Source organism: Fontimonas sp. FW305-C-3 (assembly GCF_058783185.1).
In genome coordinates, this window is the sequence record NZ_JBYSYK010000002.1 from 223,479 (window position 1) to 246,840 (window position 23,362).

At 65.6% G+C, this 23,362-nt stretch carries 21 protein-coding genes; 4 read left to right on the forward strand and 17 right to left on the reverse strand.

The window, feature by feature from the left end; genetic code table 11:
• Window positions 1-175 precede the first annotated feature (175 nt).
• From AC3WUF_RS07185 to AC3WUF_RS07200, 4 genes are all read left to right on the forward strand, one after another.
• Window positions 176-2,305 (forward strand): putative bifunctional diguanylate cyclase/phosphodiesterase, encoded by a 2,130-nt coding sequence (locus AC3WUF_RS07185; RefSeq protein WP_492423950.1) that lies wholly within the window; start codon window positions 176-178, stop codon window positions 2,303-2,305.
• 203 nt (window positions 2,306-2,508) lie between these two features.
• Entirely contained in the window at window positions 2,509-3,552 is a 1,044-nt protein-coding gene (gene dusA, locus AC3WUF_RS07190; protein ID WP_492423952.1) for a tRNA dihydrouridine(20/20a) synthase DusA, read from the forward strand.
• Window positions 3,553-3,568: 16 nt separating this feature from the next.
• A complete protein-coding gene (locus AC3WUF_RS07195; protein WP_492423954.1) occupies window positions 3,569-4,129 on the forward strand; it encodes a peptidylprolyl isomerase in 561 nt (186 codons plus the stop codon).
• Window positions 4,130-4,181: 52 nt separating this feature from the next.
• A complete protein-coding gene (locus AC3WUF_RS07200) occupies window positions 4,182-4,901 on the forward strand; it encodes a UDP-2,3-diacylglucosamine diphosphatase (RefSeq protein WP_492423956.1) in 720 nt (239 codons plus the stop codon).
• Between the two features lie 139 nt (window positions 4,902-5,040).
• Here AC3WUF_RS07200 and AC3WUF_RS07205 read toward each other — a convergent pair whose 3' ends face one another.
• The 17 genes from AC3WUF_RS07205 to leuB all read right to left on the reverse strand — a co-directional run bounded on the left by AC3WUF_RS07205 (window position 5,041) and on the right by leuB (window position 23,359).
• Window positions 5,041-5,805: a ferritin-like domain-containing protein gene (locus tag AC3WUF_RS07205; RefSeq protein ID WP_492423958.1), complete on the reverse strand. Its 765-nt coding sequence runs from the start codon at window positions 5,803-5,805 to the stop codon at window positions 5,041-5,043.
• Entirely contained in the window at window positions 5,802-6,986 is a 1,185-nt protein-coding gene (locus AC3WUF_RS07210; RefSeq protein WP_492423960.1) for an O-succinylhomoserine sulfhydrylase, read from the reverse strand. The genes AC3WUF_RS07205 and AC3WUF_RS07210 overlap by 4 nt, the downstream gene beginning before the upstream one ends.
• Before the next feature lie 185 nt (window positions 6,987-7,171).
• Window positions 7,172-8,701 (reverse strand): amidophosphoribosyltransferase, encoded by a 1,530-nt coding sequence (gene purF, locus AC3WUF_RS07215; RefSeq protein WP_492423962.1) that lies wholly within the window; start codon window positions 8,699-8,701, stop codon window positions 7,172-7,174.
• A gap of 5 nt (window positions 8,702-8,706) precedes the next feature.
• The gene (locus AC3WUF_RS07220) at window positions 8,707-9,237 is read right to left on the reverse strand and encodes a CvpA family protein (RefSeq protein WP_492423964.1); all 531 of its coding nucleotides are present in this window, start codon (window positions 9,235-9,237) and stop codon (window positions 8,707-8,709) included.
• 82 nt (window positions 9,238-9,319) lie between these two features.
• Entirely contained in the window at window positions 9,320-10,084 is a 765-nt protein-coding gene (locus AC3WUF_RS07225) for an SPOR domain-containing protein (protein WP_492423966.1), read from the reverse strand.
• A 9-nt stretch (window positions 10,085-10,093) separates the two neighbouring features.
• A complete protein-coding gene (folC, locus tag AC3WUF_RS07230; protein ID WP_492423968.1) occupies window positions 10,094-11,356 on the reverse strand; it encodes a bifunctional tetrahydrofolate synthase/dihydrofolate synthase in 1,263 nt (420 codons plus the stop codon).
• Complete coding sequence (gene accD / locus AC3WUF_RS07235) at window positions 11,353-12,243, reverse strand: acetyl-CoA carboxylase, carboxyltransferase subunit beta (RefSeq protein ID WP_492423970.1); 891 nt, start codon at window positions 12,241-12,243, stop codon at window positions 11,353-11,355. The genes folC and accD overlap by 4 nt, the downstream gene beginning before the upstream one ends.
• Window positions 12,244-12,331: 88 nt before the next feature.
• Entirely contained in the window at window positions 12,332-13,144 is an 813-nt protein-coding gene (gene trpA / locus AC3WUF_RS07240) for a tryptophan synthase subunit alpha (RefSeq protein WP_492423972.1), read from the reverse strand.
• Between the two features lie 2 nt (window positions 13,145-13,146).
• A complete protein-coding gene (gene trpB / locus AC3WUF_RS07245; RefSeq protein ID WP_492423974.1) occupies window positions 13,147-14,346 on the reverse strand; it encodes a tryptophan synthase subunit beta in 1,200 nt (399 codons plus the stop codon).
• Between the two features lie 49 nt (window positions 14,347-14,395).
• Window positions 14,396-15,028, reverse strand: coding sequence for a phosphoribosylanthranilate isomerase (locus tag AC3WUF_RS07250; RefSeq protein ID WP_492423976.1), 633 nt, complete (start codon window positions 15,026-15,028; stop codon window positions 14,396-14,398).
• 13 nt (window positions 15,029-15,041) lie between these two features.
• Window positions 15,042-15,827, reverse strand: coding sequence for a tRNA pseudouridine(38-40) synthase TruA (truA, locus tag AC3WUF_RS07255; RefSeq protein WP_492423978.1), 786 nt, complete (start codon window positions 15,825-15,827; stop codon window positions 15,042-15,044).
• Window positions 15,824-16,486 carry a CbiQ family ECF transporter T component gene (locus AC3WUF_RS07260; protein WP_492423980.1) on the reverse strand — a complete coding sequence of 221 codons (663 nt, stop codon included), beginning with the start codon at window positions 16,484-16,486 and terminating at the stop codon, window positions 15,824-15,826. The genes truA and AC3WUF_RS07260 overlap by 4 nt, the downstream gene beginning before the upstream one ends.
• Window positions 16,479-19,307, reverse strand: a complete 2,829-nt coding sequence (locus tag AC3WUF_RS07265; RefSeq protein ID WP_492423982.1) for a motility hub landmark protein FimV — start codon at window positions 19,305-19,307, stop codon at window positions 16,479-16,481. The genes AC3WUF_RS07260 and AC3WUF_RS07265 overlap by 8 nt, the downstream gene beginning before the upstream one ends.
• Before the next feature lie 187 nt (window positions 19,308-19,494).
• Window positions 19,495-20,490 carry an Asd/ArgC dimerization domain-containing protein gene (locus tag AC3WUF_RS07270; protein WP_492423984.1) on the reverse strand — a complete coding sequence of 332 codons (996 nt, stop codon included), beginning with the start codon at window positions 20,488-20,490 and terminating at the stop codon, window positions 19,495-19,497.
• 70 nt (window positions 20,491-20,560) lie between these two features.
• Complete coding sequence (gene asd, locus AC3WUF_RS07275) at window positions 20,561-21,679, reverse strand: aspartate-semialdehyde dehydrogenase (protein ID WP_492423986.1); 1,119 nt, start codon at window positions 21,677-21,679, stop codon at window positions 20,561-20,563.
• A gap of 51 nt (window positions 21,680-21,730) precedes the next feature.
• Window positions 21,731-22,273: a Pycsar system effector family protein gene (locus AC3WUF_RS07280; RefSeq protein WP_492423988.1), complete on the reverse strand. Its 543-nt coding sequence runs from the start codon at window positions 22,271-22,273 to the stop codon at window positions 21,731-21,733.
• Between the two features lie 6 nt (window positions 22,274-22,279).
• Window positions 22,280-23,359, reverse strand: coding sequence for a 3-isopropylmalate dehydrogenase (leuB, locus tag AC3WUF_RS07285; RefSeq protein WP_492423990.1), 1,080 nt, complete (start codon window positions 23,357-23,359; stop codon window positions 22,280-22,282).
• Between the last annotated feature and the right edge of the window lie 3 nt (window positions 23,360-23,362).

Consider the following 23,362-nt stretch of genomic DNA (forward strand, 5'->3'; position numbering starts at 1 on the left):
CACGGCTGCGGCAGCATTGACTACATGTCCCGCGGGCCTTGGCCATCCTATCCTGATCGACGCTGCAACCGACAGCATCCGCGGATCGATCCTGAGAAATTTCCGACAGCTTTTCTCCTGGCCGTTGACGTATGCTTGCAGCACTGACCGATCCCGCCTCTAGCCACGCTCGACGATGCTCGCATCCCTGCAATCCTTAGCCTCGGCAGCCATTGAGGCACCGCCGCAGATCGAGGCATTGCAACGCGTCAACGAATTGATCCTGGACTCTCCGCTGAGTCAGGCACTGGGCGTTTCGCATTTCGCCTTCGGCATCCAGGTCGGCGCGCTGTTCACGCTGGCGCTGTTCATCGTGATGATTGCGGTGACCCGGCCGGACGAACGCGCCACGCCTTGGCTCGCAGCCAGCAGCGGCCTGTTCGGCTTCACGCTGCTCGGCTGGTATCTGGTCTCGCAGCCGGATCATGGCGGCCTGCCGCCGGTGATGGTGATTGTCCTGCGTTATCCGGGCGTACTGGTCGTCATCACGCTGGTCGAATTCGCACGCCGCTTCCTGCACCTGCGCCAGCACGCGCTGCGCTTGCTGAAGCTGGTCCGCATCTGGGAGATGCTGGCAATCCCCACCCTGCTTCTGGCGACTTTCATGCAGGAGGCGCATACCGCCGTGCTGGGCGTCTACAAGCTCGCCGGCCTGGCGCTGCTGGCAGCCATCGCGGTAGTACGCCTGCGCCAGCGCGAGTGGCTGGCGACGCCGGTGCTGCTCGCATTGCTGGTACTGGTTGCCGGCGCCATGCCGAGCATGCCCTGGTGGTTCAATCCAGCCGACAGCACGGACCCGATGATGCGTCTGGGCGCCTTCAGCGCCAGCAGCACGCTTGCCGTGATGCTGCTGGGTCTGGGAATCGCGCTGCGGCTTTACCGGCTGCGCGTGGATCGCCTCGCGGAACTGGAGCTGGCGATTGGCCATCAGCGTCTGGCGCTCAACCAGGCGCGCACCGACCGGGTCACCCGCTTGCTCGATTACGCGCAGTTCTGTGAGCAGATGCAGGCCCGGCTGCAGACCCTCGTGGGCGACAGCAATGCCTACGCGATCATCAGCATCAGCCTGCACTCGTTCCGCCCGGTCAGGCACGGCCTGAATCCGGCCAGCGCCGAAGCCGGCATGGCCGAGCTTTCCAAGCGCATGCGCCAGTCCGCGCAACCTGCGGACCTGCTCGCGCGGATCGGCCCCGAGAATTTCCTGTGGGGCACCGCGGTGCGCACCGGCCGCGAAGGCATCACCGATCTGACCGCGCGCTGCGCGGCAATGCGCTCGCACGTCAACGCGCCGCTCGCCAATGCCAACGGCGTGATGGTCACCTGCGATTTCGGTATCGCGCTGGTTCCCGAGCATGGCACCGACATCGGCCTGCTGATCCGGCGCAGCGACGAAGCCCTGCTGCGCACCGAAAAGGATGCCAAGCAGGAAATCCGCTACTTCCACGACGAGATGCAGCAGGAATCACATCACACGATGCAGCTGACCAAGGAGCTGCGTCGCGCGCTGCTGCGCAATGAGGTCGAGCTGTACTACCAGCCGCAGATTCACCTCGGCAGCGGCGAAATCGTCGGTGCGGAGGCGCTGATCCGCTGGCAGCGCAATGGCAGGCTGATGCCGCCCAGCGAGTTTGTGCCGATCGCCGAATCCAGCGATCTGATCGTGCACCTCGGCGAATGGGCACTCGACCGCGCCTGCCAGCAGATCGCCGACTGGCATCGCGCCGGCCTGATACTGCCGCACGTTTCGGTCAATGTCGCCGCGGCGCAGTTCCACCATGCCGACTTCACCGGCCAGATCACCCGCGCGCTGGACAAGGCCGGCCTGCCGGGCAACCGGCTGATCCTGGAAATCACCGAAAGCATCGCACTCGACAACCTCGATCAGACCGCTGCCCTGCTGAACAGCTTGCTCAGGCTCGGTGTGTCAGCGTCGATGGACGACTTCGGCGTCGGCTACTCGTCGCTGAGCTACCTGCGCAAATTGCCGGTCCGGGCCATCAAGATCGATCGCTCCTTCCTGCAGGGCATTCCCGGAGATCCGGAGGCCAAGGCCGTCGTCACGACGATCATTGGCCTGGGCCGCGACCTCGGCCTGGACATCGTCGCCGAAGGCATCGAAACCGTGCTGCAGCAGACCTTCCTGTCCCAGCGCGGCGTCGAAACCGGCCAGGGCTATCTGATCAGCAAGCCTCTGCGCGCCAGCGATTTCGAAACCTGGGCGCGCCATAACCAGGCCACTACTCGAAAAGCCGCCGTGCGGGTCTAGCCTGCCGCCCATCGGCCCGGTCCCTTCCGGGGCCGGGCCCGAGGCTGTAAGATGCCGTCCCAAATCGGGTTTTCGCTGTAATCGCCAGATATTGGCGGGCGCGCAGATCCTTTCGATCAGCCAGGGATTGGCACGCTGCTCCGCTCGCGGACGCGGCTGACCGGTCGGGCTTTGGTCCCGTTTCCTTCAAGCAAGGATGTTTTGTGAACGCCGACAAGGCACTGATCGCTGGCGCAGAGCCGGCTGCAGAGGCGCCCGTTAACCCCTGGCGCTTTACCGTCGCCCCGATGCTGGACTGGACGGACCGCCATTGCCGCTACTTTCTGCGGCTGATGTCCCGCCATGCGCGCCTGTACACCGAAATGGTCTGCACGCAGGCCATCATCCATGGACCGCGCCGGCGCCTGATGCGCTACGACCCGACCGAACATCCGGTCGCGCTGCAGTTGGGCGGCTCTGAAATCGACGAGCTGGTCCAGTGCACCGAGTTCGCCGAGCACTGGGGCTACGACGAGGTCAACATCAATTGCGGCTGTCCGTCGGACAAGGTCCAGGAAGGCCGCTTCGGCGCCTGCCTGATGCGCGAGCCCGATCACGTTGCCGCTGCGGTCAAGGCGATGCGCTCGGCCAGCTCGCTGCCGATCACGGTCAAGCACCGCATCGGCGTCGACGACTCGGCCGATTATCCGTTCATGCGCCACTTCGTCGAGACCATCGCGGCGGCCGGCTGCGAGGTCTTCATCGTCCACGCGCGCAAGGCCTGGCTCAGCGGCCTGTCGCCGAAGGAGAACCGCGAGATCCCGCCGCTGCAGTACGACCTCGCGTACCGCCTCAAGCAGGAATTCCCGCAGCTGACGATCGTCCTCAACGGCGGCATCAAGACGATGGACGCCAGCGTCGAGCATCTCAAATACCTCGACGGCGTCATGCTCGGCCGCGAGGTCTACGAAAATCCGTATCTGCTGACCGAAGTCGACAACCGCCTGTTCGGCGAACAGCGCACGGCACCAATGCGCCACGACGTGGTCGAAGAGCTGAAGGGCTATGTCGCGCGCGAGCTGGACGCCGGCACGCCGCTGCACCACATCACCCGCCATATTCTGGGTCTCTATCGCGGCATGCCGGGCGGACGCACGTTCCGCCGCGTGCTTTCGGAAGGCGTCCACCATGGCCACGGCGATCTGGAACTGCTCGACGATGCCCTGTCTGAAGTTGACTACGACCCACCCCAGAGTTTTGCTGCCTGACCGCACGAGCCAAACCATGAAGAAATTTCTTGCCACCCTCCTTTTGGGACTGACGATGACCACTGCGAATGCTGCTGCCCCGACCCGCGTGCTGCTGAAGACGAGCGCCGGCGACATCACCCTTGAACTCGACGCCGACAAGGCGCCGCTGAGCACTGCCAATTTCGTCCAGTACGTCAAGGACAAGCACTATGACGGCCTGGTGTTCCACCGCGTCATCAAGGGCTTCATGATCCAGGGCGGCGGCTACGACAAGACCTACGCCCAGCGCAAGACGCGCGATCCGATCAAGAACGAAGCCAAGAACGGCCTCAAGAACGATCGCGGCACGATCGCGATGGCGCGCACCAGCGACCCGCATTCGGCCTCGTCGCAGTTCTTCATCAACCACGGCGACAACGCCTTCCTGAACTACCCGGGCCAGGACGGTTGGGGCTACGCGGTGTTCGGCAAGGTCACCAGCGGCATGGACGTCGTCGACAAGATCGCCGACGGCCCGACCGCGCGCACGCCGCCGTTCGGTTCCGACGTGCCGGTCACGCAGGTCGTGATCGAATCGGCCACGATCATCGAGTAATCGCTGGCGCCGCCGCGAGCACAGCCGTTCGCGGCGGCGCCGAGATGATCTGATGCAGGCGCTCTTCATCTCCGATCTGCATCTGCCCGACGAGCCCTCGCCGCTGCGCGAGGGCTTTTTGCGTTTCCTGGGCGGCCCCGCACGCAAGGCCAACGCGGTCTATATCCTCGGCGACCTGTTCGAGTACTGGATCGGCGACGACGTCGGCATGCAGGCGTATGCCGAGGAAATCGCGGCGCTCAAGACGCTGACCGCCAGCGGCGTGGCCGTGTACTTCATGCACGGCAATCGCGACTTCCTGGTTGGGCGCCGCTTCGCCGCCGCCACCGGGGTGCAGCTACTGCGCGATCCACTGGCGGTCAACCTACACGGTCGCAAGACCCTGCTGTCGCATGGCGATCTGTGGTGCACCGACGATGTCGGTTACCAGCGCTGGCGGCGCTTCTCGCGTAACCGCTTCGCGCAGCGGATCTTCTCGATGCTCCCGCTGGCGCGGCGCCAGGCCATCGCCGGCGGTGTCCGCGGCAAGAGCGCCAGCGCCAAGCGCAACAAGGCCGAATCGATCATGGACGTCAACGCAGCCTCGGTCGGCGCAGCCTACGAGCGCTATGGCATCGACCGCATCATCCACGGCCACACCCATCGTCCGGCGACACACTGCGACTCGCTCGGCGGAAAGCCGGTCGAACGCATCGTGCTGGCCGACTGGCACGAGGACCGCATGGAGTATCTCGCGGTCGATGAAGCCAGCGTCCGCCGCGTCCCGCTTTAGACCACCGTAGCCCGGATGCAATCCGGGTTTGCGCATTCCCCACAGGCGCAGCCCCCGGGTTTCACCCGGGCTACGTGTTGCGGAAACACGATCCCGCCCTTTCGCGGACACCGCGACGATCCGAACAGCGTCAACAGGCCTACGGCTGAAACTCGGCCAGCTCGAAACCGGCGGCGAGCCGTGCTTCGCGATTGAACGGCGGACTCAGCCGCATGTTGTACTCGCGCAGCAGGCTCTGGAATGTTGTCGTCGGCTCGACCGATCTTTCGGCACAGAAGTGGTGAAACCACTGCGTACCGAGTGCAACGTGGCGAACTTCCTCGGCGAGGATCACTTCGAGAATGGCCTGGGTTTCGCCGTCGCCGATGCCGCGCAGGCGCTCGATGATGCCGGGCGAGACGTCGAGCCCGCGGGCTTCGAGCACACGCGGCACCAGCGCCATGCGCACCAGCACATCATGGGCGGTCTTCTCGGCGGCTTCCCACAGTCCGTTGTGCGCGCTGAAATCACCGTAGTCGCTGCCCAGAGCGCGCAAGCGCGTCCGCAGCATCGCGAAATGGCGCGCCTCGTCCTGGGCGACGCTGAGCCAGTCCGCATAGAACGGCGCCGGCAGTCCATCGAAGCGACACACCGCATCGAGGGCGAGGTTCATCGCGTTGAACTCGATGTGCGCAACCGCGTGGATCAGCGCGCAGCGGCCATTGGCGCTGCCGAGCGCGCGGCGCGGCACGTCGCGTGGATGAATCAGCTCCGGGCGCGGCGGCCTGCCGGGAACGCGAGACCAGTCGAACCCGCCAGCCGCGGACGACTCGCCGGCTTCCAGCAAGGCAATCGCCGCGCATTTGCGCTGCGGATCAGTCTCGACCAGTGCCGCGAACGCTGCGGCACGCCAGTCGCTGCTCACGCCAGCCCGCGCAACAGATCGGCTTGGATATCTTCGACATCTTCGAGACCGACCGAGATGCGGATCAGGCCTTCATTGATGCCGGCCGCCGCGCGGGCTTCGGGCGTGATGCGGCCATGCGTCGTGCTCGCCGGATGCGTGATCGTGCTGCGTGCATCACCCAGGTTTGCGGTGATCGACAGCAGCCGCGTGCTGTCGATCAGCTTCCAGGCGGCCTCACGACCACCGTCAACTTCGAAGCTGACGATGCCGCCGTAACCGCTCTGTTGCTTGCCGGCGAGCACATGTTGCGAGTGGCTCGCGAGTCCCGGATAGAAAACCCGCGTGACGCCGGTCTGCTGCTCCAGCCATTCGGCCAGCGCGTGCGCGTTCTGGCAGTGCGCCTTCATGCGCACCGACAGGGTTTCCAGGCCCTTGAGAAAGACCCAGGCATTGAACGGGCTCATGCACGGGCCGGCCGTGCGCATGAACCCGAACACGTCCTTGCCGACGCGCTCGGCGTCACCGACGATGGCGCCGCCGACACAACGGCCCTGACCGTCGATGTACTTGGTCGCCGAATGGATCACCAGATCGGCGCCCAGCGCGAGCGGTTTCTGCAGCACCGGCGTCAGGAAACAGTTGTCGACGACCAGCAGCACGCCGCGATCGCGCGCCAGCTGCGCCAGCGCAGCAATGTCGGCGAGCTCGACCAGCGGATTCGACGGCGTCTCGACAAACAGCATGCGCGTGTTCGGCTGGATCGCCGCCGCCCAGGCATCGAGATCGGTCATCGGCACATAGCTGGTCGACAGGCCGCAACGCGACAGCACGTTGTTGAACAGATTGATCGTCGAGCCGAACAGCCCCGCCGAAGCGACGATGTGATCGCCGGTCTTCAGCAGCGAGATGCACAGGCTCAGGATCGCCGCCATGCCGCTCGCGGTGGCGACGCAGGACGCGCCACCTTCCATCGCCGCGAGGCGTCTCTCGAAGGCCTCGACCGTCGGATTGGTGAAGCGCGAGTAGATGTAGCCCGGCGCTTCACCCTTGAACACGGCGGCGGCCTCGGCCGCGCTGCCGTAGGTGTAGCTCGAGGTCATCGACAAGGGCGCGGAATGCTCGCGGAAGTTGGACCGCGGCTCGCTGGCACGCACGCCAAGCGTCCCAGCGCCCCATTCCGGATCGAATTCTTCGTTCACAAAAAGCTCCTTTCAAAACGACAAAAGCCCGTCAGGTTCGAGCGCCGGATGAACTCCCGGACCTCGAACTGAACAGGCTTTGCCTACGTTTAGCGGTATTTGTTACGCGCCCGCAAGCTGTCAGCAAATCGGCGCGGTCGACACGGTAAGCCTAAACGCTCATCAACTCAAGCCGGGCGTTATGGCTATGCGCCGGCCCGGTTCATGTTGTTGGTCAACTCGATCACGGTCTGCACGCGCTGGCGCGCGGCCTTGGCGGAATCGGAACGGAACAGTTCGAGCTGATTCAGATACTCCGGCGTGACGTCCTGGGTGATGTACTCGCCGGTGAACACCGAGCAGTCGAAACGCTCGATCTTCTTGTTGCCGACGCGCACGGCCTCGATCAGGTCTTCCAGATCCTGGTAGATCAGGCGATCGGCGCGCAGCAGGGTTTCGAGCTGCTCGATACTGCGGCCGTGCGCGACCAGCTCGGAGCTGGTCGGCATGTCGATGCCATACACGTTCGGATAACGCACCGGCGGCGCGGCGGAAGCGAAATAGACCTTCTTGGCGCCGGCGTCGCGGGCCATCTGGATGATTTCCTGCGAGGTCGTGCCGCGGACAATGGAGTCGTCGACCAGCAGCACGTTCTTGCCGCGGAACTCGAGGTCGACCGGATTGAGCTTCTGGCGTACCGACTTCTTGCGCGCTGCCTGGCCCGGCATGATGAAGGTGCGGCCGATGTAGCGGTTCTTGATGAAGCCTTCGCGATACGACACGCCGAGACGCGATGCGAGTTCGGCACCGGCGACGCGGCTGGTGTCGGGAATCGGGATGACGACGTCGATGTCGTGGTCCGGCCATTCGCGCAGGATCTTCTCGGCCAGCTTCACGCCCATGCGCAGGCGTGCCTTGTAGACGTAGATGTCGTCCATGACCGAGTCCGGGCGCGCCAGGTAGACGTGCTCGAAGATGCAGGGCGAGTAGATCGGGTTGGCCGCGCACTGGCGCTTGTGCAGCTTGCCGTCGAGCGTGATCAGCACCGCTTCGCCCGGTGCGATATCGCCAAGCAGCTCGTAGCCGAGCGCATCGAGCGCGACCGACTCCGAGGCGATCATGTAATCGAGACCCTTCGCGGTCTCGCGCACGCCATAGACCGCCGGACGAATGCCGAACGGATCGCGGAAACCGACGACGCCGTAACCGGTGATCAGGGCGACGCAGGCATAGGCGCCGCGGCAGCGCTGATGCACGCCGGACACCGCGGAGAACACGTCTTCAGGCGCCAGGCGCAGCACACCGCGCTGCAGCAGCTCGTGGGCGAAGACGTTCAGCAGGACTTCGGAGTCCGACTCGGTGTTGAGGTGGCGGCGGTCCTGCAGGAACAGCTCCTGCTTGAGCTCTTCGGCGTTGGTCAGGTTGCCGTTGTGCGACAGCGAGATGCCGAACGGCGTATTGGTGTAGAACGGCTGCGCCTCGGCGGAGGTCGAGCACCCCGCGGTCGGGTAGCGCACGTGCGCCACGCCCATGCGGCCCCGCAGGCCCAGCATGTGATCGTCGGCGTTGAAGACGTCGCGAACCAGGCCGTTTTCCTTGCGCAGGTACAGATGGTGGCCGTCATTCGTGATGATGCCGGCTGCGTCCTGTCCGCGGTGCTGCAGCATCGTGAGTGCATCGAACAGCTCAGCGTTGACCGCTGGGCCCTGGGAAACGATGCCGGCAATTCCGCACATGGTGGTTACTGACCTGAGGGGGAGCTTGGGGAAGTAATCGGATCGACCGTCGGCTTGAGCAAAGCCAGCCAACGTTCGGGGATGATGCTCTCAAAACCGCGCGCCAGCGGCGCAAAGGCGGTAATCAACTGCGAATCGCGCCACCAGCGCTTGTCAGATGCGCCCATTTGTCCGGAAATCAAGACGAAGAGGCTGATGACGATCGCAGCACGAATCAGGCCCAGGCCACCGCCCAGCGTGCGATCCGCCGGCGAAAAACGGCTGTCACGGACTGCGACGACGATGAAATGCGTGATCAGCGCGCCGAGCACCAGGGCACCGAAAAACACCAGCGCGCTGCCGGCCGCATTGCGCAATGCCGGGTCAGTGATGTGTCCCTGTAGCCGCTCGGCCATGACGTCGCTGAACATCAGCGCGGCACCGAAGGCGACGACCCAGGTCAGCAGGCTGAAAATTTCGCGGGTAAAGCCGCGCCAGATCCCCACCAGGATCGACAGGACAAAAACGAACAGAATGCTGTAGTCGACCCAGGTCATGCGCACGCAGGCAATCGAAGGTGCGGAAGTTTATCACCTTGGCCCGCTGCCCCACTCGATCCGTGCATCCCGCGAGCAAAGCTCACGGGTGAACCAGGCGGGCGTCGGCGAAGCCGTCCTTCAACACTGCGGCCAGGGCTTTCTCGCCTTTGGCCTTGTCGCTGTACGGACCGCCGCGCACGCGATAGAGAATTCCGTTGGCGGAATCGATCGGCGCAATGAAGACCGGAATACCCAGCGCCTTGAGGCGGGTTTCGCCCTCGCGTGCGTTGGTGATATCCGAGTACGAGCCGATCTGCACCCACCAGCGATCGCCTTCGGCGGCAGCCGCCGCGGCGGCTGTCGGCAATGGCTTGGCGGTCGGCGCCAGCGTCGGGACCGGTGTTGGCGCCGGCGTCGGCTTGAGCGTCGGCAGCGGCGTCGGCGCGACGGTTGGCTTGGCGGTGGGTTTGGCCGTCGGAGCGGCTGTCGGAACGACCGTCGGCTTGGCGGTCGGCTTTGCCGTGGGAGCCGCCGTCGCCGCAGCGGTCGCTGCCGGGAGCGCGGTCGCGCCGTAATCGTCGGCATCGGGCTCCTGCGCATCGGAACTGATTTCCGGTGCGCCGCCTTCATTGCTGTAGGCCTCTTCGACCTGCGGCGCGGCAACGGTCGGATCGATGACGTCCACCGGCGTCGGCGTGACCTCGACGATCGGTGCCGGCGTTGCGTTCAGATCGACGGTGACGACCTTGAGATCCTCTTCGCCGGTGGCCTGCAGCTTGGGCTCGGGCAGCAGCGTCGCGAGGATGAATGCCGTTGCCAAGAGGATCACGGCGCCGAGCAGGCGGCGTTTCAGGGGGTTATCCATGGGCAAGCTTCATGGCAGTTCGTTCATGGCCGCGGCCACGGTCAGGAATGATCCGGTGATGACGATGCGACCGTCAGATCCGGCCAACTGGCGCGCCAACGAGAGCGCCTGCGGCATATTGTCGCAGCATCGGTGCGCGGCGTCTGCTGGGAATTTCTGACCCAGTGCCGTCGCAGTGAGTCCGCGCGAGCCTTCGGTGCCTACCAGCAACAGCTGGTTCACCTGGGAGCTCAGTGCCGCGTGAACCTCCGCATGCGGCTTGTCGGCCAGCATGCCGAGCACCATGACGGTCGGCCCGGCAATCGGATGACTGGCGAGCCACCGCGCGAGGACCTCCGCGGCTTCGCAGTTGTGCGCGACGTCGAACACGAACTGCCCGCGCTGGTCGCAGCGCCCGGGCACGCGCAACTGCGGCAAGGCGCTGCGGATGGCCGCCGGCGCTACCGGGCAACGCGGCTGCAGGGCCTCCACGGCAGCCAGCACACCGGCGGCGTTGCTCAGCTGGGCCGCGCCGCTCAAGCCGGGTAGCGGCAGATCGTCCAGCGTCCGTTCGGCGCCCCGCCAGCGCCAGCCGGAGGCAGTAGCTTCTGGCTGGAAATCACGCCCCCTCAGCAGCAGCCGCGCCCCGCACTGCCTCGCCGCCTCGATCAGGCTGGCCGGCGGCTGCGGCTCGGCGACGATCGCGGCGCGACCGGCGCGGAAAATGCCGGCCTTCTCGCGGGCAATCGCCTCGCGGCTGTCGCCCAGCCAATCCTGGTGATCGATGCCGATGCTGGTGATCAGCGCCACATCGGCGTCGAGGATATTGACCGCATCGAGCCGGCCACCGAGGCCGACTTCCAGCACCTGGATCTGCACGCCGGCTTCGCGGAACAGCCACAGCGCGGCGAGCGTGCCGAATTCGAAGTAGGTCAGCGAGACATCGCCGCGCGCCGCGTCGATCGCCGCGAAGGCACGGCACAGCGCGGCGTCGCTGGCCAATTCGCCATCGATCCGCACACGTTCGTTGTAGCGCAGCAGATGCGGCGACGTGTAGAGACCGACTCGATAGCCCGCCTGCTGATAGATCAGCGCCGCCAGGTGCGCGCTGGAACCCTTGCCGTTGGTCCCGCCGATCGTCAGCGTCGGCGGCACATCCTCGGTGAGCCGCAGCCGGCGCGCGACCTCGCCGACCCGGCCGAGGCCGAGCGCGATGTCCCGTGGGTGGAGTTTTTCCTGCCAGCTCAGCCAGTCTGCGAGGCTGCGCGATTCCGGCTCCGCTGCTGCCTTCACGTCGTGCCGGGTTCTGCCGCCGTCACGACCGTCGGAGAGAAGTGGGTCAGCATCGCGAGGATGCGATACAGGCGCTCGCGCATCTCACGGCGGTCGACGATCTGGTCGATCGCGCCTTTCTCCAGCAGGAATTCGGCGCGTTGGAAGCCTTCCGGCAGCTTCTGTCGCACGGTCTGCTCGATGACGCGCGGACCGGCAAAACCGATCAGCGCCTTGGGCTCGGCGATCTGCACGTCGCCAAGCATCGCGAAGCTCGCCGATACGCCGCCCATCGTCGGATGCGTCAGCACCGAGATATACGGCAGGCCACGCTCGGCCAGCCGCGCCAATGCGGCCGAAGTCTTCGCCATCTGCATCAGCGAGAACAGCGACTCCTGCATACGCGCCCCCCCGGAGGCGTGGAAGCAGACGAACGGCGTGCCGTATTCCAGCGCCGCGTTGACGCCACGGACGAACTTCTCGCCGACGACGCTGCCCATCGAGCCGCCCATGAAGCCGAACTCGAAGGCCGCCGCGACCAGCGGCATGCCGTTGAGCTGGCCGCGCATGACGATCAGCGCATCCTTCTCGCCGGTATCGGTCTGCGCTTCCTTGATGCGCTCGCCGTACTTGCGGCTGTCCTTGAACTTCAGCGGATCCTTGGGGCCGACTTCCATGCCGAGCTCGATGCGCGGTTCCGGATCGAGGAAATGCTCAAGCCGGTGCCGCGCGGTGATTGCGCGATGGGCGCCGCATTTCGGGCAGACCTCCAGCATGCGTTCCAGCTCGGCGCGATACAGCACCGACTGGCAGCTGTCGCACTTGGTCCACAAGCCTTCCGGGACATTGCGCTTACGCACGCCTCCGGACAGCAGCTTGGAACCGGCGATTTTGTCGAGCCAACTCATTGATTCTTCCATGACTACTGGCGTCAGTTATGCCCAATGTTAGCCTGTAGCGCGGCGCTGTGTTGCCGCTCCGCGCATAGGAATGCACTCAGACCCGCAGATCGTCCAGTGCCAGCCGCAACTCCCGCAGCTTCGCCTCCAGGATGGCCGGCAGTTCCTGAGGCCGATCCTGCAGGCGCTCGACCTCGGCCACCAGGGCGCTGCCGACGATGACGCCGTCCGCCACCGCACCCACCGCACGCGCGGTCGCGGCGTCGCGGATGCCGAACCCGACCGCCAGCGGCAGCGACGTATGGCGGCGGATATCCGCCAGCTTGGCGCTGACGCTCGCCATGTCCATGCTCGCAGCGCCGGTCACACCCTTGAGCGAGACGTAGTACAGATACCCGCTGCCCGCCTCGGCAATCGCCTTGATGCGCGCATCCGGGCTGGTCGGCGCCAGCAGGAAGATGCAATCGAGGCCCGCGGCCTTCAGCGGCGGCAGGTAGTCGGCCGATTCCTCGACCGCGAGATCGACGATCAACACGCCATCGACGCCGGCCGCCTGTGCCGCCTTCGCAAACACGTCGACACCGCGCATCTCGATCGGATTCAGGTAGCCCATCAGCACCACCGGCGTCTTCGCGTCGGTCTTGCGGAAGCTCGCGACCATGTCGAGGATGTCCATCAGGCCGGTGCCGTGCTTGAGGGCACGTTCGCAGGCGAGCTGGATCGTCGGGCCGTCGGCCATCGGATCGGAGAACGGCACACCGAGCTCGATGACATCGGCGCCGCCGCGCACCAGCGCGTGCATGAAGTCGACGGTGACGCCCGGCTGCGGATCGCCGGCGGTGATGAACGGGATCAGCGCCTTGCGGCCGCTGGTCTTGAGTGCTGCAAAGGTGGTCTGGAGGCGTGACATGTTCAAGTCAGGTTGATGCCTTCGAGCTTGGCGATCGTGAAGATGTCCTTGTCGCCGCGGCCGGACAGGTTGACGACGATGTGCTGGTCCTTGCCGAGCGTCGCGGCGAGCTTCTTGGCGTAGGCAAAGGCATGCGCCGATTCGAGCGCCGGGATGATGCCCTCGATGCGCGTCAGTTCGTGGAACGCGGCCAGGGCCTCGTCGTCGGTCGCCGACACGTAGCTCACGCGGCCGCTGTCCTTGAGCCAGGAATGCTCGGGACCGACGCCCGGGTAATCGAGACCCGCCGAGATCGAATGCGTGGGCTGAATCTGGCCGTTGGCGTCGGCCATGATGTAGGTGCGGTTGCCGTGCAGCACACCCGGCTGGCCGGCCGACAGCGGCGCGGCATGATCCGGCGTGTCGATGCCGCGACCGCCGGCCTCGACGCCGTACATCGCGACGCTCTTGTGCTCGATGAACGGATGGAACAGGCCGATCGCGTTCGAGCCGCCGCCGACGCAGGCGACCAGCGCATCCGGATAGCGGCCGAACTGCTCGGTGCTCTGCGCCATGACCTCACGGCCGATGATGGCCTGGAAGTCGCGCACCAGCGTCGGATACGGATGCGGACCGGCGACGGTGCCGATCACGTAGAAGGTGTCGTCGACATTGGTCACCCAGTCGCGCAACGCCTCGTTCATCGCGTCCTTCAGCGTGCGCGTGCCGCTCTTGACCGGAACCACTTCGGCGCCGAGCAGCTTCATGCGGAACACGTTCGGCGACTGGCGCTCGACGTCGTCGATGCCCATGTAGACGACGCATTTGAGCCCCAGGCGTGCGGCGATCGTGGCCGACGCCACGCCGTGCTGGCCGGCGCCGGTCTCGGCGATGATGCGGGTCTTGCCCAGGTGCTTGGCCAGCAGCGCCTGACCGATCGTGTTGTTGACCTTGTGCGAACCGGTGTGATTGAGGTCTTCGCGCTTGAGCCAGACCTGCGCCCCGCCCCACAGCTTGCTCAGGCGCTGCGCGTGATACAGCGGCGACGGCCGGCCGACGTAGTGCTTCAGGTCGTGATCGAGTTCCTGCTGGAACGCCGGATCCTTGCGGCGGCTCTCGTAGGCCGCCTCAAGCTGGCGCAGCGGCTCCATCAGCGTTTCGGCGACGAACTGTCCGCCATAGGGGCCGAAGTGGCCGCGGGCCTTGGTGGGGCTGTCATTCATGGAAAACTTTCATCCTGGATATGCGACGCGCTGCCGCGTCGTTCAAACGTCATGTGGCGCGCCCGTCGGCACGGCGTACCGCCTCGACGAAGGTGCGCATTTTCGCAGCATCCTTGATCCCTGGTCCGCTCTCGATGCCGCTGGAGACATCGACCGCGTACGGCCGCACCAGCCGAACCGCGCGGCCGACATTGGCCGGCGTCAATCCACCCGCCAGAATCAGCGGCAGCTTGACGCCTTGCGCCTGCGACCAGTCGAAGGTCTCGCCCTGTCCGCCCATCGCGCCGGGTGCGTTGCCGTCCAGCAGCAGGCCCAACGCCTGCTTGTAGCGGCGCGCCTCCTTCGGCAGGTTCACCGGTCCTTTCATGGCGATGGCCTTCAGGTACGGCAAGCCGAAGCTGGCGCAGAACTTGGGGGTTTCCGCGCCGTGAAACTGCAACAGATCGGGCTTGATGGTCTTGATCGCCGCGCGAACCTCGGCGGCGGATGCGTTCATGAAGAGCGCAACGGCATCAACGAACGGCGGCAGCTTGGCGCGGATCGTGGCCGCTCTTGCTGGAGCGACAAACCGCCTACTCTGCGATACCAGCACAAAACCCACCGCATCCACGCCCAGTGCCACGGCGGCTTGCGCGTCCGCCGGGCGGCGGATTCCGCAGAACTTGATTCGGGTACGTGACACTGCTTTTTTGAGCCTAAACGGGCGGAAAAACCAGCGGGGGTGGCGCCGGGAGGGCGAATTCTGCCGGATATTCGGGTCCCACGAAATACAGACCCTCCGCCGGAGCCGTCATTCCGGCCCGGGTACGGTCGAGACTGGCGAGCACGTCGGCCACCCATTCGACCTTTTCCTTGCCCAGCCCCACCAGCAGCAGCGTGCCGACGATGTTGCGCACCATATGGTGGAGAAACGCATTGCCGCAGACGTCGAAACTGATCATGTCGCCGCTGCGGCGGACACTGATCGCCTCGATCGTGCGCACCGGAGACGGCGCCTGGCATTGCGAGCCGCGCAGCGCCGAGAAATCGTGCGTGCCGACCAGCGCCTGCGCGGCGCGGTGCATCGCATCGGCATCCAGCGTCTGCGGCCACCAGCCGGTCCGGTAGCGCAGCAGCGCACTGCGCACGCGGTGGTTATGCAGCACGTAACGATAGCGCCGCCGCAGCGCACCGTAGCGCGCGTGAAAGCGCTCCGAGACCGGCATGATCCAGTGCATCGCCACGTCGTCCGGCAGCATGCTGTTGGTGCCGAGCAGCCAGGCGTGCTCGCTGCGCTGCGCATCGGTCTCGAAATGCACGACCTGCTGTACCGCATGCACGCCGGTGTCGGTGCGCCCCGCGGTGATGACCTTCACCGGCTGCGCGGAGATGCGGCTCAGCGCCTGCTCCAGCACTTCCTGCACGGTGCGCCGGCCCTCCAGGGCCTGCCAGCCGGAGAATGCGGTGCCGGCGTATTCGATGCCCGCAGCGTAACGGCTCATGGCGTCCAGCCGTGCAGCACGACCAGCACCGCCAGCGGCAGCAGCCACTGCCACCAGCGCGGCGGCGGCGCCTCGGCAAGCTCGAGTGCGGCGGCGGGCTCCGCGGCAGTGGTTTCGATGCCGACGATCACCGCCGCGGCGCGATCCAGCAGGTTCGCGTCCGGGGCGTTCGCAGCGATCTGCATGCGCAGCTTCTGGACGCTGTCCAGCGCCAGCGCCAGACGCAGGCCGATGCGCTGCGCATCGACGCCCAGCGGACGCAGCGGACTGAGCAGCATGCGGATGGCCAGCACGAGTTCGGCGATGGGGGTCACGGCGAGCAGCAGATAGACCAGGATCAGCAGGTTGACGATGACCAGCGCACGCCGCGCGCCTTCGCTGAGGCCTTCGCTGCTCAGCCCAGGCAAGGCCGCCAGCAGCGGCGTACCCGGCGTGAAGGCCCCGTAGAGCACGAAGATCGCCAGCAACAGCCAGCGCAGACGCTGCAGGCCTTGCCACAGCCGCGGCACCGCGTCGGCCGCATGCCAGCGATAGAGCCCCAGAAACAGCACTGCCTGCACGGTCAGTGCAGGCAGGCTCATCATCGGCAGCGCGGTGGCTATCGCCAGCAGCAGCAGCAGGCGAATCGCCGGGTGCAGCTCCACGTCGGTTCTATCCAAGCATCTTCAGCAGCGTCGAGGCGTCCTGCTTCTGCGCGTCGGTACCTTGCTGCAGCACTTCGCCGAGCAGCGAACGCGCCATCTCGTTGTCGCCCATGTCGACATACGCGCGCGCCAGATCGAGCTTGGTCGCTGCATCGTCGGAGCCGCTGACGGCGAAACCGCCGTCCAGATCGCCGAGATCGACATTGTCGAGTCCGACATCGTCGGCGTTGAAAGCATTGACGCTCTGCGTCGGCAGGCTGGCCGTATCCGCACTGACCTTGCCGGTCAGCACCGGAACTTCCGAGGTGCCGAGATCGAAGGCGATGCCGGCATCGACATTGCCCTTGGTATCTTCAAAATCGAGCGCGTCGATCGCCGCCTTGGCCGGCTCGCCGATCTCCAGATCGAAGTCGAGCAGGTTGTCGTCGGTTGCCGGCTTTGCCGAGGCCGGTGCGGCCGACGGCGCCGGCGCAGCCAGATCGAACTCACCGAGATCGAATTCGATCGACTCGGAGATATCCGGCGCAACCACTTCAGGTACCGATGCGGCGGCGGCCGGTTTCTTCGGTGCCTGGGCGCCGGGCTCGTCGAAGCTGTCGAGCGAGAAATCCATGCTGCCGGTATCCCGGAAGCCGAGACTGCCGGTGTCGCCGGATTTCGCCTCGACTTCCGCCGTCGAGCCAAGATCCAGGTCGACCGCACCGCTCTGCGCCGACGTATTCGCATCGTCGGTGGCGTAGAGGCTCGATCCCGGCGCCAGCTGCTGGCCCATGATCGCGACCTTCTGCCAGTCGCTGGCATTGACCAGCGGTCGCAGTGCCGTCGCAGCAGCCTCGAACTCGGCTGCCTTGCCCGCGGCAAAATAGGTTTCGGCCAGCTTGATCTGCAGATCGGCGCGGCTCGGTTCCTTCGCGATGGCCTGCTTGAGCAGCAGCGCGGCTTCATCGAACAGGCCGTAGGCCAGATGGAAATCCGCTTCCGACAGCGGATCGTTGGTATCGAGGTTGATCTGCATCGTCTGGGACTCAAACTGTCCCGTCAGATCGAAATCGAGATCGGCACCTTTGGTATCCGACAGCGTGATGTCGTTCGGCTTGGCCGTGCGTTCCAGCGGCAGGTTCGACAGCTGGATTTCCGGCGACCGCTGCGGCTGGATCTGCTGCGTCTCGGTGTGCATCGCCGGAATCCGCTGGGTCGCCAGCGCGATCTCCGCGGCCGGTGACGCAAACGCTTCGGCCTTCGGCGCGGTCGCGGGGCGCGGCGGCTCACGATCCAGATCGCGGTCGAGATCTTCGAGCTTTTGACGCGAATTGCTCGGCTTGAGGACCGGTTCAGCCGGCTTCGCGGGTGCCGCCGGGCGCGCAATGGCGCCGCTGCCAAGCTCGGAGAAACCGCCATCCGCCTTGCGCTTGGCGATCGCGCGGTACAGCAAATACAGGCCCCCTAAAACGGCCAAACCCGCTATCAAAGGTAGCAGGAGGGATTCAAGCAGGCTGGGTTCCTTCTTTCGCCGTGGCTTTGCCGTCTGGACGACGATGTCCTCGGTCGTTGGTGTCGCGTCAGGTGTGGGCGCCGCGTCGCTGGTTGCCAGTGCCGGGTCGGTCGTTGCCAGCGCCTGGGTGATCTCGGCGGAAGAAGGGTCGATGGTTGCGCTGGGGTCGGCGGATGCAATCGCCGGGGACTCCAGCGCCGCATCCGGACTGGCCTCCGCGGTGGCTTCTGCGGTCGGAATCGCGGTCAGCTCGATCGTCGGTTCGGCGGTCGGCTCAAGCGTCGGAATAGCCGTCGGGACTGCGGTCGGTTTGATCGTCGGCTTGGCGGTTGCCTTGGCCGTCGGTGCCGGGGTCGGCGTGATCTCGGCCACCGCAACTTCAGTCGATGCTGCCGGGGCAACCGGGGTCACCGGCGCACGCGCGGTCGGCAGGCCGCGCAGGCGACGGACCTCGTCCTTCGCAGCGGCCGCCGGGACCGCCATCACTGCGGCGCTGTCCGGCAGCTGCAGCACAGCCCCCTTGCGCAGACCGTTGATGCCGCCATCGAAGGCGCCCGGATTGCCGGTGTAGATCGCCAGCAGCACCTGATCCATGCTCGCGCCCTGCGGGCGGGCACGGGTCGCGATGCTCCACAGCGTCTCGCCGGCGCTGATCGGGCCATAGCTGCCTTCAGCCGGAATCGGCGCAGCGGCAGATGCCGGTGCCGCAGCTGGCGTCGCACGCGGCGCACTCGCCGCCGACTCGGTGGCTTCGCTTTCCTGGGCCGACGGTGCGTAGTAAGCCGGTTCTTCCACCGCAGCAGCCGTCGGCGTCGGGGCCGGACGCGAGGCTTCGGTGTCCATGCGGCTGACTTCGCGACTCGGCGGCGGCACCGGCGCCGGCGCTTCAACGGCGCTGGGGGCGGTTTCGCTGACGGTCTCGTAGAACGAGGAGTCGGTCGATTCAGGCGGCACGTACTCCGCCGGATCGAGGAACAGCGAATATTCGCGAATGATCTTGTTGCCGCCGTCGCGCACGTCGAGCAGCAGCATGACGAACGGCTCGCGGGCCGGTTGGTCGCTGCTGACGTCGATATACGGCACGCCGTCGTTCTTGACCTGGAACTTCAGCGACGACAGAAACGGAATCTGTTCGACGCCCGCGCGCTTGAACTCAGCGTTGCTGGCGAGCGCGACCTTGAGATCGCTGACGTTGTCGTCCGCAGCCGCGGTGATCGCGATGCGCGCCGACAGCGGCTGATTGAGCCGTGAACGAACGTCGATATCGCCGAGGCCAAGCGCAACCGCCGCCGAGGCCCACGCGATGATCGACACTATGGCCAGTCCCTGGACCGTACGACTCATCTTCTCTCCGGCATCCAACCTGCACCCCCATGTTGATACGGCAGGTTAATTAACGCGTATAACCCCTTTTATACCCTAAGAATTATTGTAGCGGCAACTTTATTTCTACTTGCCCTCTCCGACGCCCTGCCGAGTTTGGCCGTTTAAGGGCATGGAAGGCCGCCACAACAATCAGGAGACATCGGTCTCAAAGGAAGTCGCGGGCCAGTATTTCCGCGCTGACGACCGCGTTGAAGGCGGCGGCCCGGCGAATATTGTCGGTGGTCAGCCACAGCGCCAGGCTGTCCGGACCGGCACCCGGCCGCAGGCGTGCAACGCGCACGGCCGGCTCCGCCGCGGCATCGACGACCGGCGACGGAATTTCCGCCGGATCGAGGCTGTCGACCAGCACGACGCTGGGCGCACCGCGCAACGCGGTCTGCGCCGCCAGCAGATCGACCGGGCCATCGAACTGCAGTTCGGCCGTGATGCCGTAGCCGTAGAAGCTCGCCGCCTGAACCAGATGAATCCCGACGGCCAGTTCCGGCAACTGCAGCAGTTCGCGCAGATCGCTGACGATGATCGCCTCGCGCTCGGTGCGGCCTTCCGCGCCAGCCAGACCGATCTGGCCCATCACGTTGAAGGCGATCTGCTGGGGAAAATGCGTGCGCTGGTAGTGCCGGGCATTCAGCAATGCCGTGGTTTCGCGCGCCAGATCTTCCAGCGCGGCACGGCCGCCGTCCGAAGCCGGCACGAGCGCGGTCGCGGTGATCCGCCGCAGGCTGCCTAGCCCCAGCAGCGGCTGGATGGCGAGCAACAGCGGCACCAGCAGGCGATCCGGGGCCGCAACAATGCCGCGGTCGTTGAACCGGCCCAGATCGCGGGGATTGATCTCGGCGATGACCCGCGGAATCTGCGAGTCCTGCCAGTCCATGCCGCTGGCGTCGACAATGACGCAGCCGGCGTCGGCGGCGCGCTCTGCAATCGCCATCAGCCGCGGATCTTCTCCGCACAGAAAAGCCAGCTGGACCTGGTTGAACTCGAAACTCGCCGCGTCCTCGACCAGCAGGCTGCGCCCGGCAAAGTCCGCCGTCGCGTCCTCGTCCGGATCCAGTGCCAACACGCTGACCTCGTTGGCCGGAAAGCGGCGTTCCGCGAGGATTTCCATGATCGCGGAACCCACCGGGCCATCTGCACCAATCACCGCTACATCCAGACGATTCGACACTGAGCGCAGGACCCGCAAGAACTAGAGGACGCGGAGTTTAACGCCCTCAGCTCTTGCCCAGCACGATTCGCAGCATGCGACGCAACGGTTCCGCCGCGCCCCACAGCAACTGATCGCCGATCACGAAGGCCGAAACGTACTGCGGCCCGAGGTTCAGCTTGCGCACGCGGCCGACGCCGACCTGCAGCTGGCCGGTGATCGAAGCCGGGGTCAGTTCCTTGACCGTCACCGGCTTGTCGTTGGGCACCCACTTCACCCAGTCGTTGCCGCTCTTGATGATCTTCTCGATCTCGGCGAGCGGCAGGTCCTTCTTCAGCTTGATCGTCAGCGCGAGGCTGTGGCAGCGCATCGCACCGATGCGCACGCACAGGCCATCGACCGGGATAACCTGGTCGCCCGCGTTGCCGAGGATCTTGTTGACCTCGGCCTGGCCCTTCCACTCTTCCTTGGACTGGCCGTTGTCGAGTTGCGAGTCAATCCAGGGGATCAGGCCGCCGGCCAGCGGCGCGCCGAAGAACTCGGTCGGCACGTCCTTGCGAATGCCCTCGGCGACCTTGCGGTCGATCTCGAGGATCGCCGACGCGGGATCGGCGAGTTCATTGGCAACGGCGCCATGCAGCACGCCCATGCCCTTGATCAACTCGCGCATGTGGTTCGCGCCGCCACCGGACGCCGCCTGGTAGGTCATCGAGCTGACCCACTCGACGAGGTGCTCGCGGAACAGCGCGCCGACGCCCATCAGCAGGATCGAGTTCGTGCAGTTGCCGCCGATGTAGTTCTTGACGCCCTTCGCAAGCGCCGCGTCGATGACGTTGCGATTGACCGGGTCGAGGATGATGACCGCGTCGTCCTTCATGCGCAGCGCGCTGGCGGCATCGATCCAGTAGCCGTCCCAGCCGCTCGCGCGCAGCTTCGGGAAGATCTCGTTCGTGTAGTCGCCACCCTGGCAGGTGATGATGATGTCCATCGCCTTCAGCGCATCGATGCTGTTCGCATCCTTCAGCGGCGGCGTGTCCTTGCCGCCGACCTTCGGCCCCGGTCCGCCGACAGCGGAGGTGCTGAAAAAATGCGACTCAACGAGCGCAAAGTCATTCTCGTCGTTCATGCGCTGCATCAGCACCGAACCGACCATGCCGCGCCAACCCACCATACCCAGCTTCTTCATCATCTCTCTTCTTTCACTCACTGATGCCGGCACGCCAATGCGTGCCGGAAATTATGTATAGACGACGGTCGCCGCCATGAATGCGATCCACGCGACGAATGCCGCGACCGTGCACTGGATGCCAAGCCGCACGCGCGCGAACTTCACCTGCAGGATGTTCGCCTTGGCATGGATGCCGCGCAGCACCTCGCGCTTGATATCGTTGAGCTCGGCCGACAGCACGCTGCGTTCGTAGTCGCCGAACGCCATCTCGGCGACCGCCGTCGATTCGAACATCCCCTTGGCATTCTCGCTGCCACCCTGGCGCGGATAGGCCACCGACAGCGCGTAGTGCGTCGCCAGCACCGACAGCAGCGCCGCAGGCAACAGCGGCGCCAGCAGCCAGATGATGTCGATGGTGTCGGGCATCGCCCGCATGCGGGACACAACCATGTTCACCGCGACGACCAGCAGGATCGAGTTCGCCGTCAGGATCAGGTTGGCCTTGGCGTCCGCGCGCGCCAGCTGCTGCTCCTGATCCATGTAGAACATGTACAGCAACCGGGTCAGGTCGATCCGGTAGTCCGCTACACGATCCGTCGTCGGCTCGCTCATTTTTGATTACCTGCGTAGCGCTGCAACCAGCGCATCACCCATTTCGCGCGTACCGATGACCTTCTCGCCCGGCTGCGCGATATCGCCGGTCCGATGACCCTGCTGCAGCACCTTCTGCACGGCCGCGTCGATGCGGTCCGCCAGGTCGGTGCGGTTGAAGGTATAGCGGAACATCATGCCAACCGACAGGATCGTCGCCAACGGATTCGCCTTGTTCTGCCCGGCGATGTCCGGCGCGCTGCCGTGGCTGGGTTCGTACAGGCCCTTGTTGTTCACGTCGAGCGAGGCCGACGGCAGCATGCCGATCGAACCGGCGAGCATCGACGCTTCATCGGACAAGATGTCGCCGAAGATGTTGCCGGTGACCATCACGTCGAACTGCTTCGGCCACTTCACCAGCTGCATCGCCGCGTTGTCGACGTACATGTGGGTCAGCTCGACGTCCGGATACTGCTTGCCGACCTCGATCATCACCTCGCGCCACAGGCGCGACGTCTCCAGCACGTTCTCCTTGTCGACCGAGCACAGACGCTTGTTGCGCTTGCGCGCGGCCTGGAAGCCGACATGCGCGATGCGCTCGATCTCCGGCGCGCTGTAATGCATCGTGTCGTAGCCCTCGCGATGGCCGTCCGCCGTCGTGCGACGGCCGCGCGGCTGGCCGAAGTAGATGTCGCCGGTCAGCTCGCGCAGGATCAGGATGTCGAGACCCTCGATGATCTCCGGCTTGAATGACGAAGCCGCGGCGAGTTCCTTGTACGCCAGCGCCGGGCGCAGGTTCGCGAACAGGCCCAGATCCTTGCGGATGCCGAGGATGCCGCGCTCCGGGCGCAGCTCGCGCGGCAGCGCGTCGTACTTCGGGCCGCCGACCGCGCCCATCAGGATCGCATCGGCCTCGCGCGCGGCCTTCTGCGTCGACGGCGGATACGGATGGCCCTCGGCGTCATACGCCGCACCGCCGAGATGGCCGAACGACCATTCGAGCTGTTCGCCCTCGGACTTGAACACCTCCAGCACCTTCACGGCCTCGGCCATGATCTCGGTGCCGATGTAGTCGCCGGGGAGGATCAGTATCTTCTTGTTGCTCATGTT

What these genes read in the sequence shown, in the direction of transcription:
- AC3WUF_RS07185 (WP_492423950.1), top strand. Translation starts at nt 176, where the DNA reads ATGCTCGCATCCCTGCAATCCTTAGCCTCGGCAGCCATTGAGGCACCG.
- AC3WUF_RS07195 (WP_492423954.1), top strand. Translation starts at nt 3,569, where the DNA reads ATGAAGAAATTTCTTGCCACCCTCCTTTTGGGACTGACGATGACCACT.
- AC3WUF_RS07200 (WP_492423956.1), top strand. Translation starts at nt 4,182, where the DNA reads ATGCAGGCGCTCTTCATCTCCGATCTGCATCTGCCCGACGAGCCCTCG.
- purF (WP_492423962.1), bottom strand. Translation starts at nt 8,701, where the DNA reads ATGTGCGGAATTGCCGGCATCGTTTCCCAGGGCCCAGCGGTCAACGCT.
- AC3WUF_RS07220 (WP_492423964.1), bottom strand. Translation starts at nt 9,237, where the DNA reads ATGACCTGGGTCGACTACAGCATTCTGTTCGTTTTTGTCCTGTCGATC.
- AC3WUF_RS07225 (WP_492423966.1), bottom strand. Translation starts at nt 10,084, where the DNA reads ATGGATAACCCCCTGAAACGCCGCCTGCTCGGCGCCGTGATCCTCTTG.
- accD (WP_492423970.1), bottom strand. Translation starts at nt 12,243, where the DNA reads ATGAGTTGGCTCGACAAAATCGCCGGTTCCAAGCTGCTGTCCGGAGGC.
- trpA (WP_492423972.1), bottom strand. Translation starts at nt 13,144, where the DNA reads ATGTCACGCCTCCAGACCACCTTTGCAGCACTCAAGACCAGCGGCCGC.
- trpB (WP_492423974.1), bottom strand. Translation starts at nt 14,346, where the DNA reads ATGAATGACAGCCCCACCAAGGCCCGCGGCCACTTCGGCCCCTATGGC.
- truA (WP_492423978.1), bottom strand. Translation starts at nt 15,827, where the DNA reads ATGAGCCGTTACGCTGCGGGCATCGAATACGCCGGCACCGCATTCTCC.
- AC3WUF_RS07265 (WP_492423982.1), bottom strand. Translation starts at nt 19,307, where the DNA reads ATGAGTCGTACGGTCCAGGGACTGGCCATAGTGTCGATCATCGCGTGG.
- asd (WP_492423986.1), bottom strand. Translation starts at nt 21,679, where the DNA reads ATGAAGAAGCTGGGTATGGTGGGTTGGCGCGGCATGGTCGGTTCGGTG.
- AC3WUF_RS07280 (WP_492423988.1), bottom strand. Translation starts at nt 22,273, where the DNA reads ATGAGCGAGCCGACGACGGATCGTGTAGCGGACTACCGGATCGACCTG.
- leuB (WP_492423990.1), bottom strand. Translation starts at nt 23,359, where the DNA reads ATGAGCAACAAGAAGATACTGATCCTCCCCGGCGACTACATCGGCACC.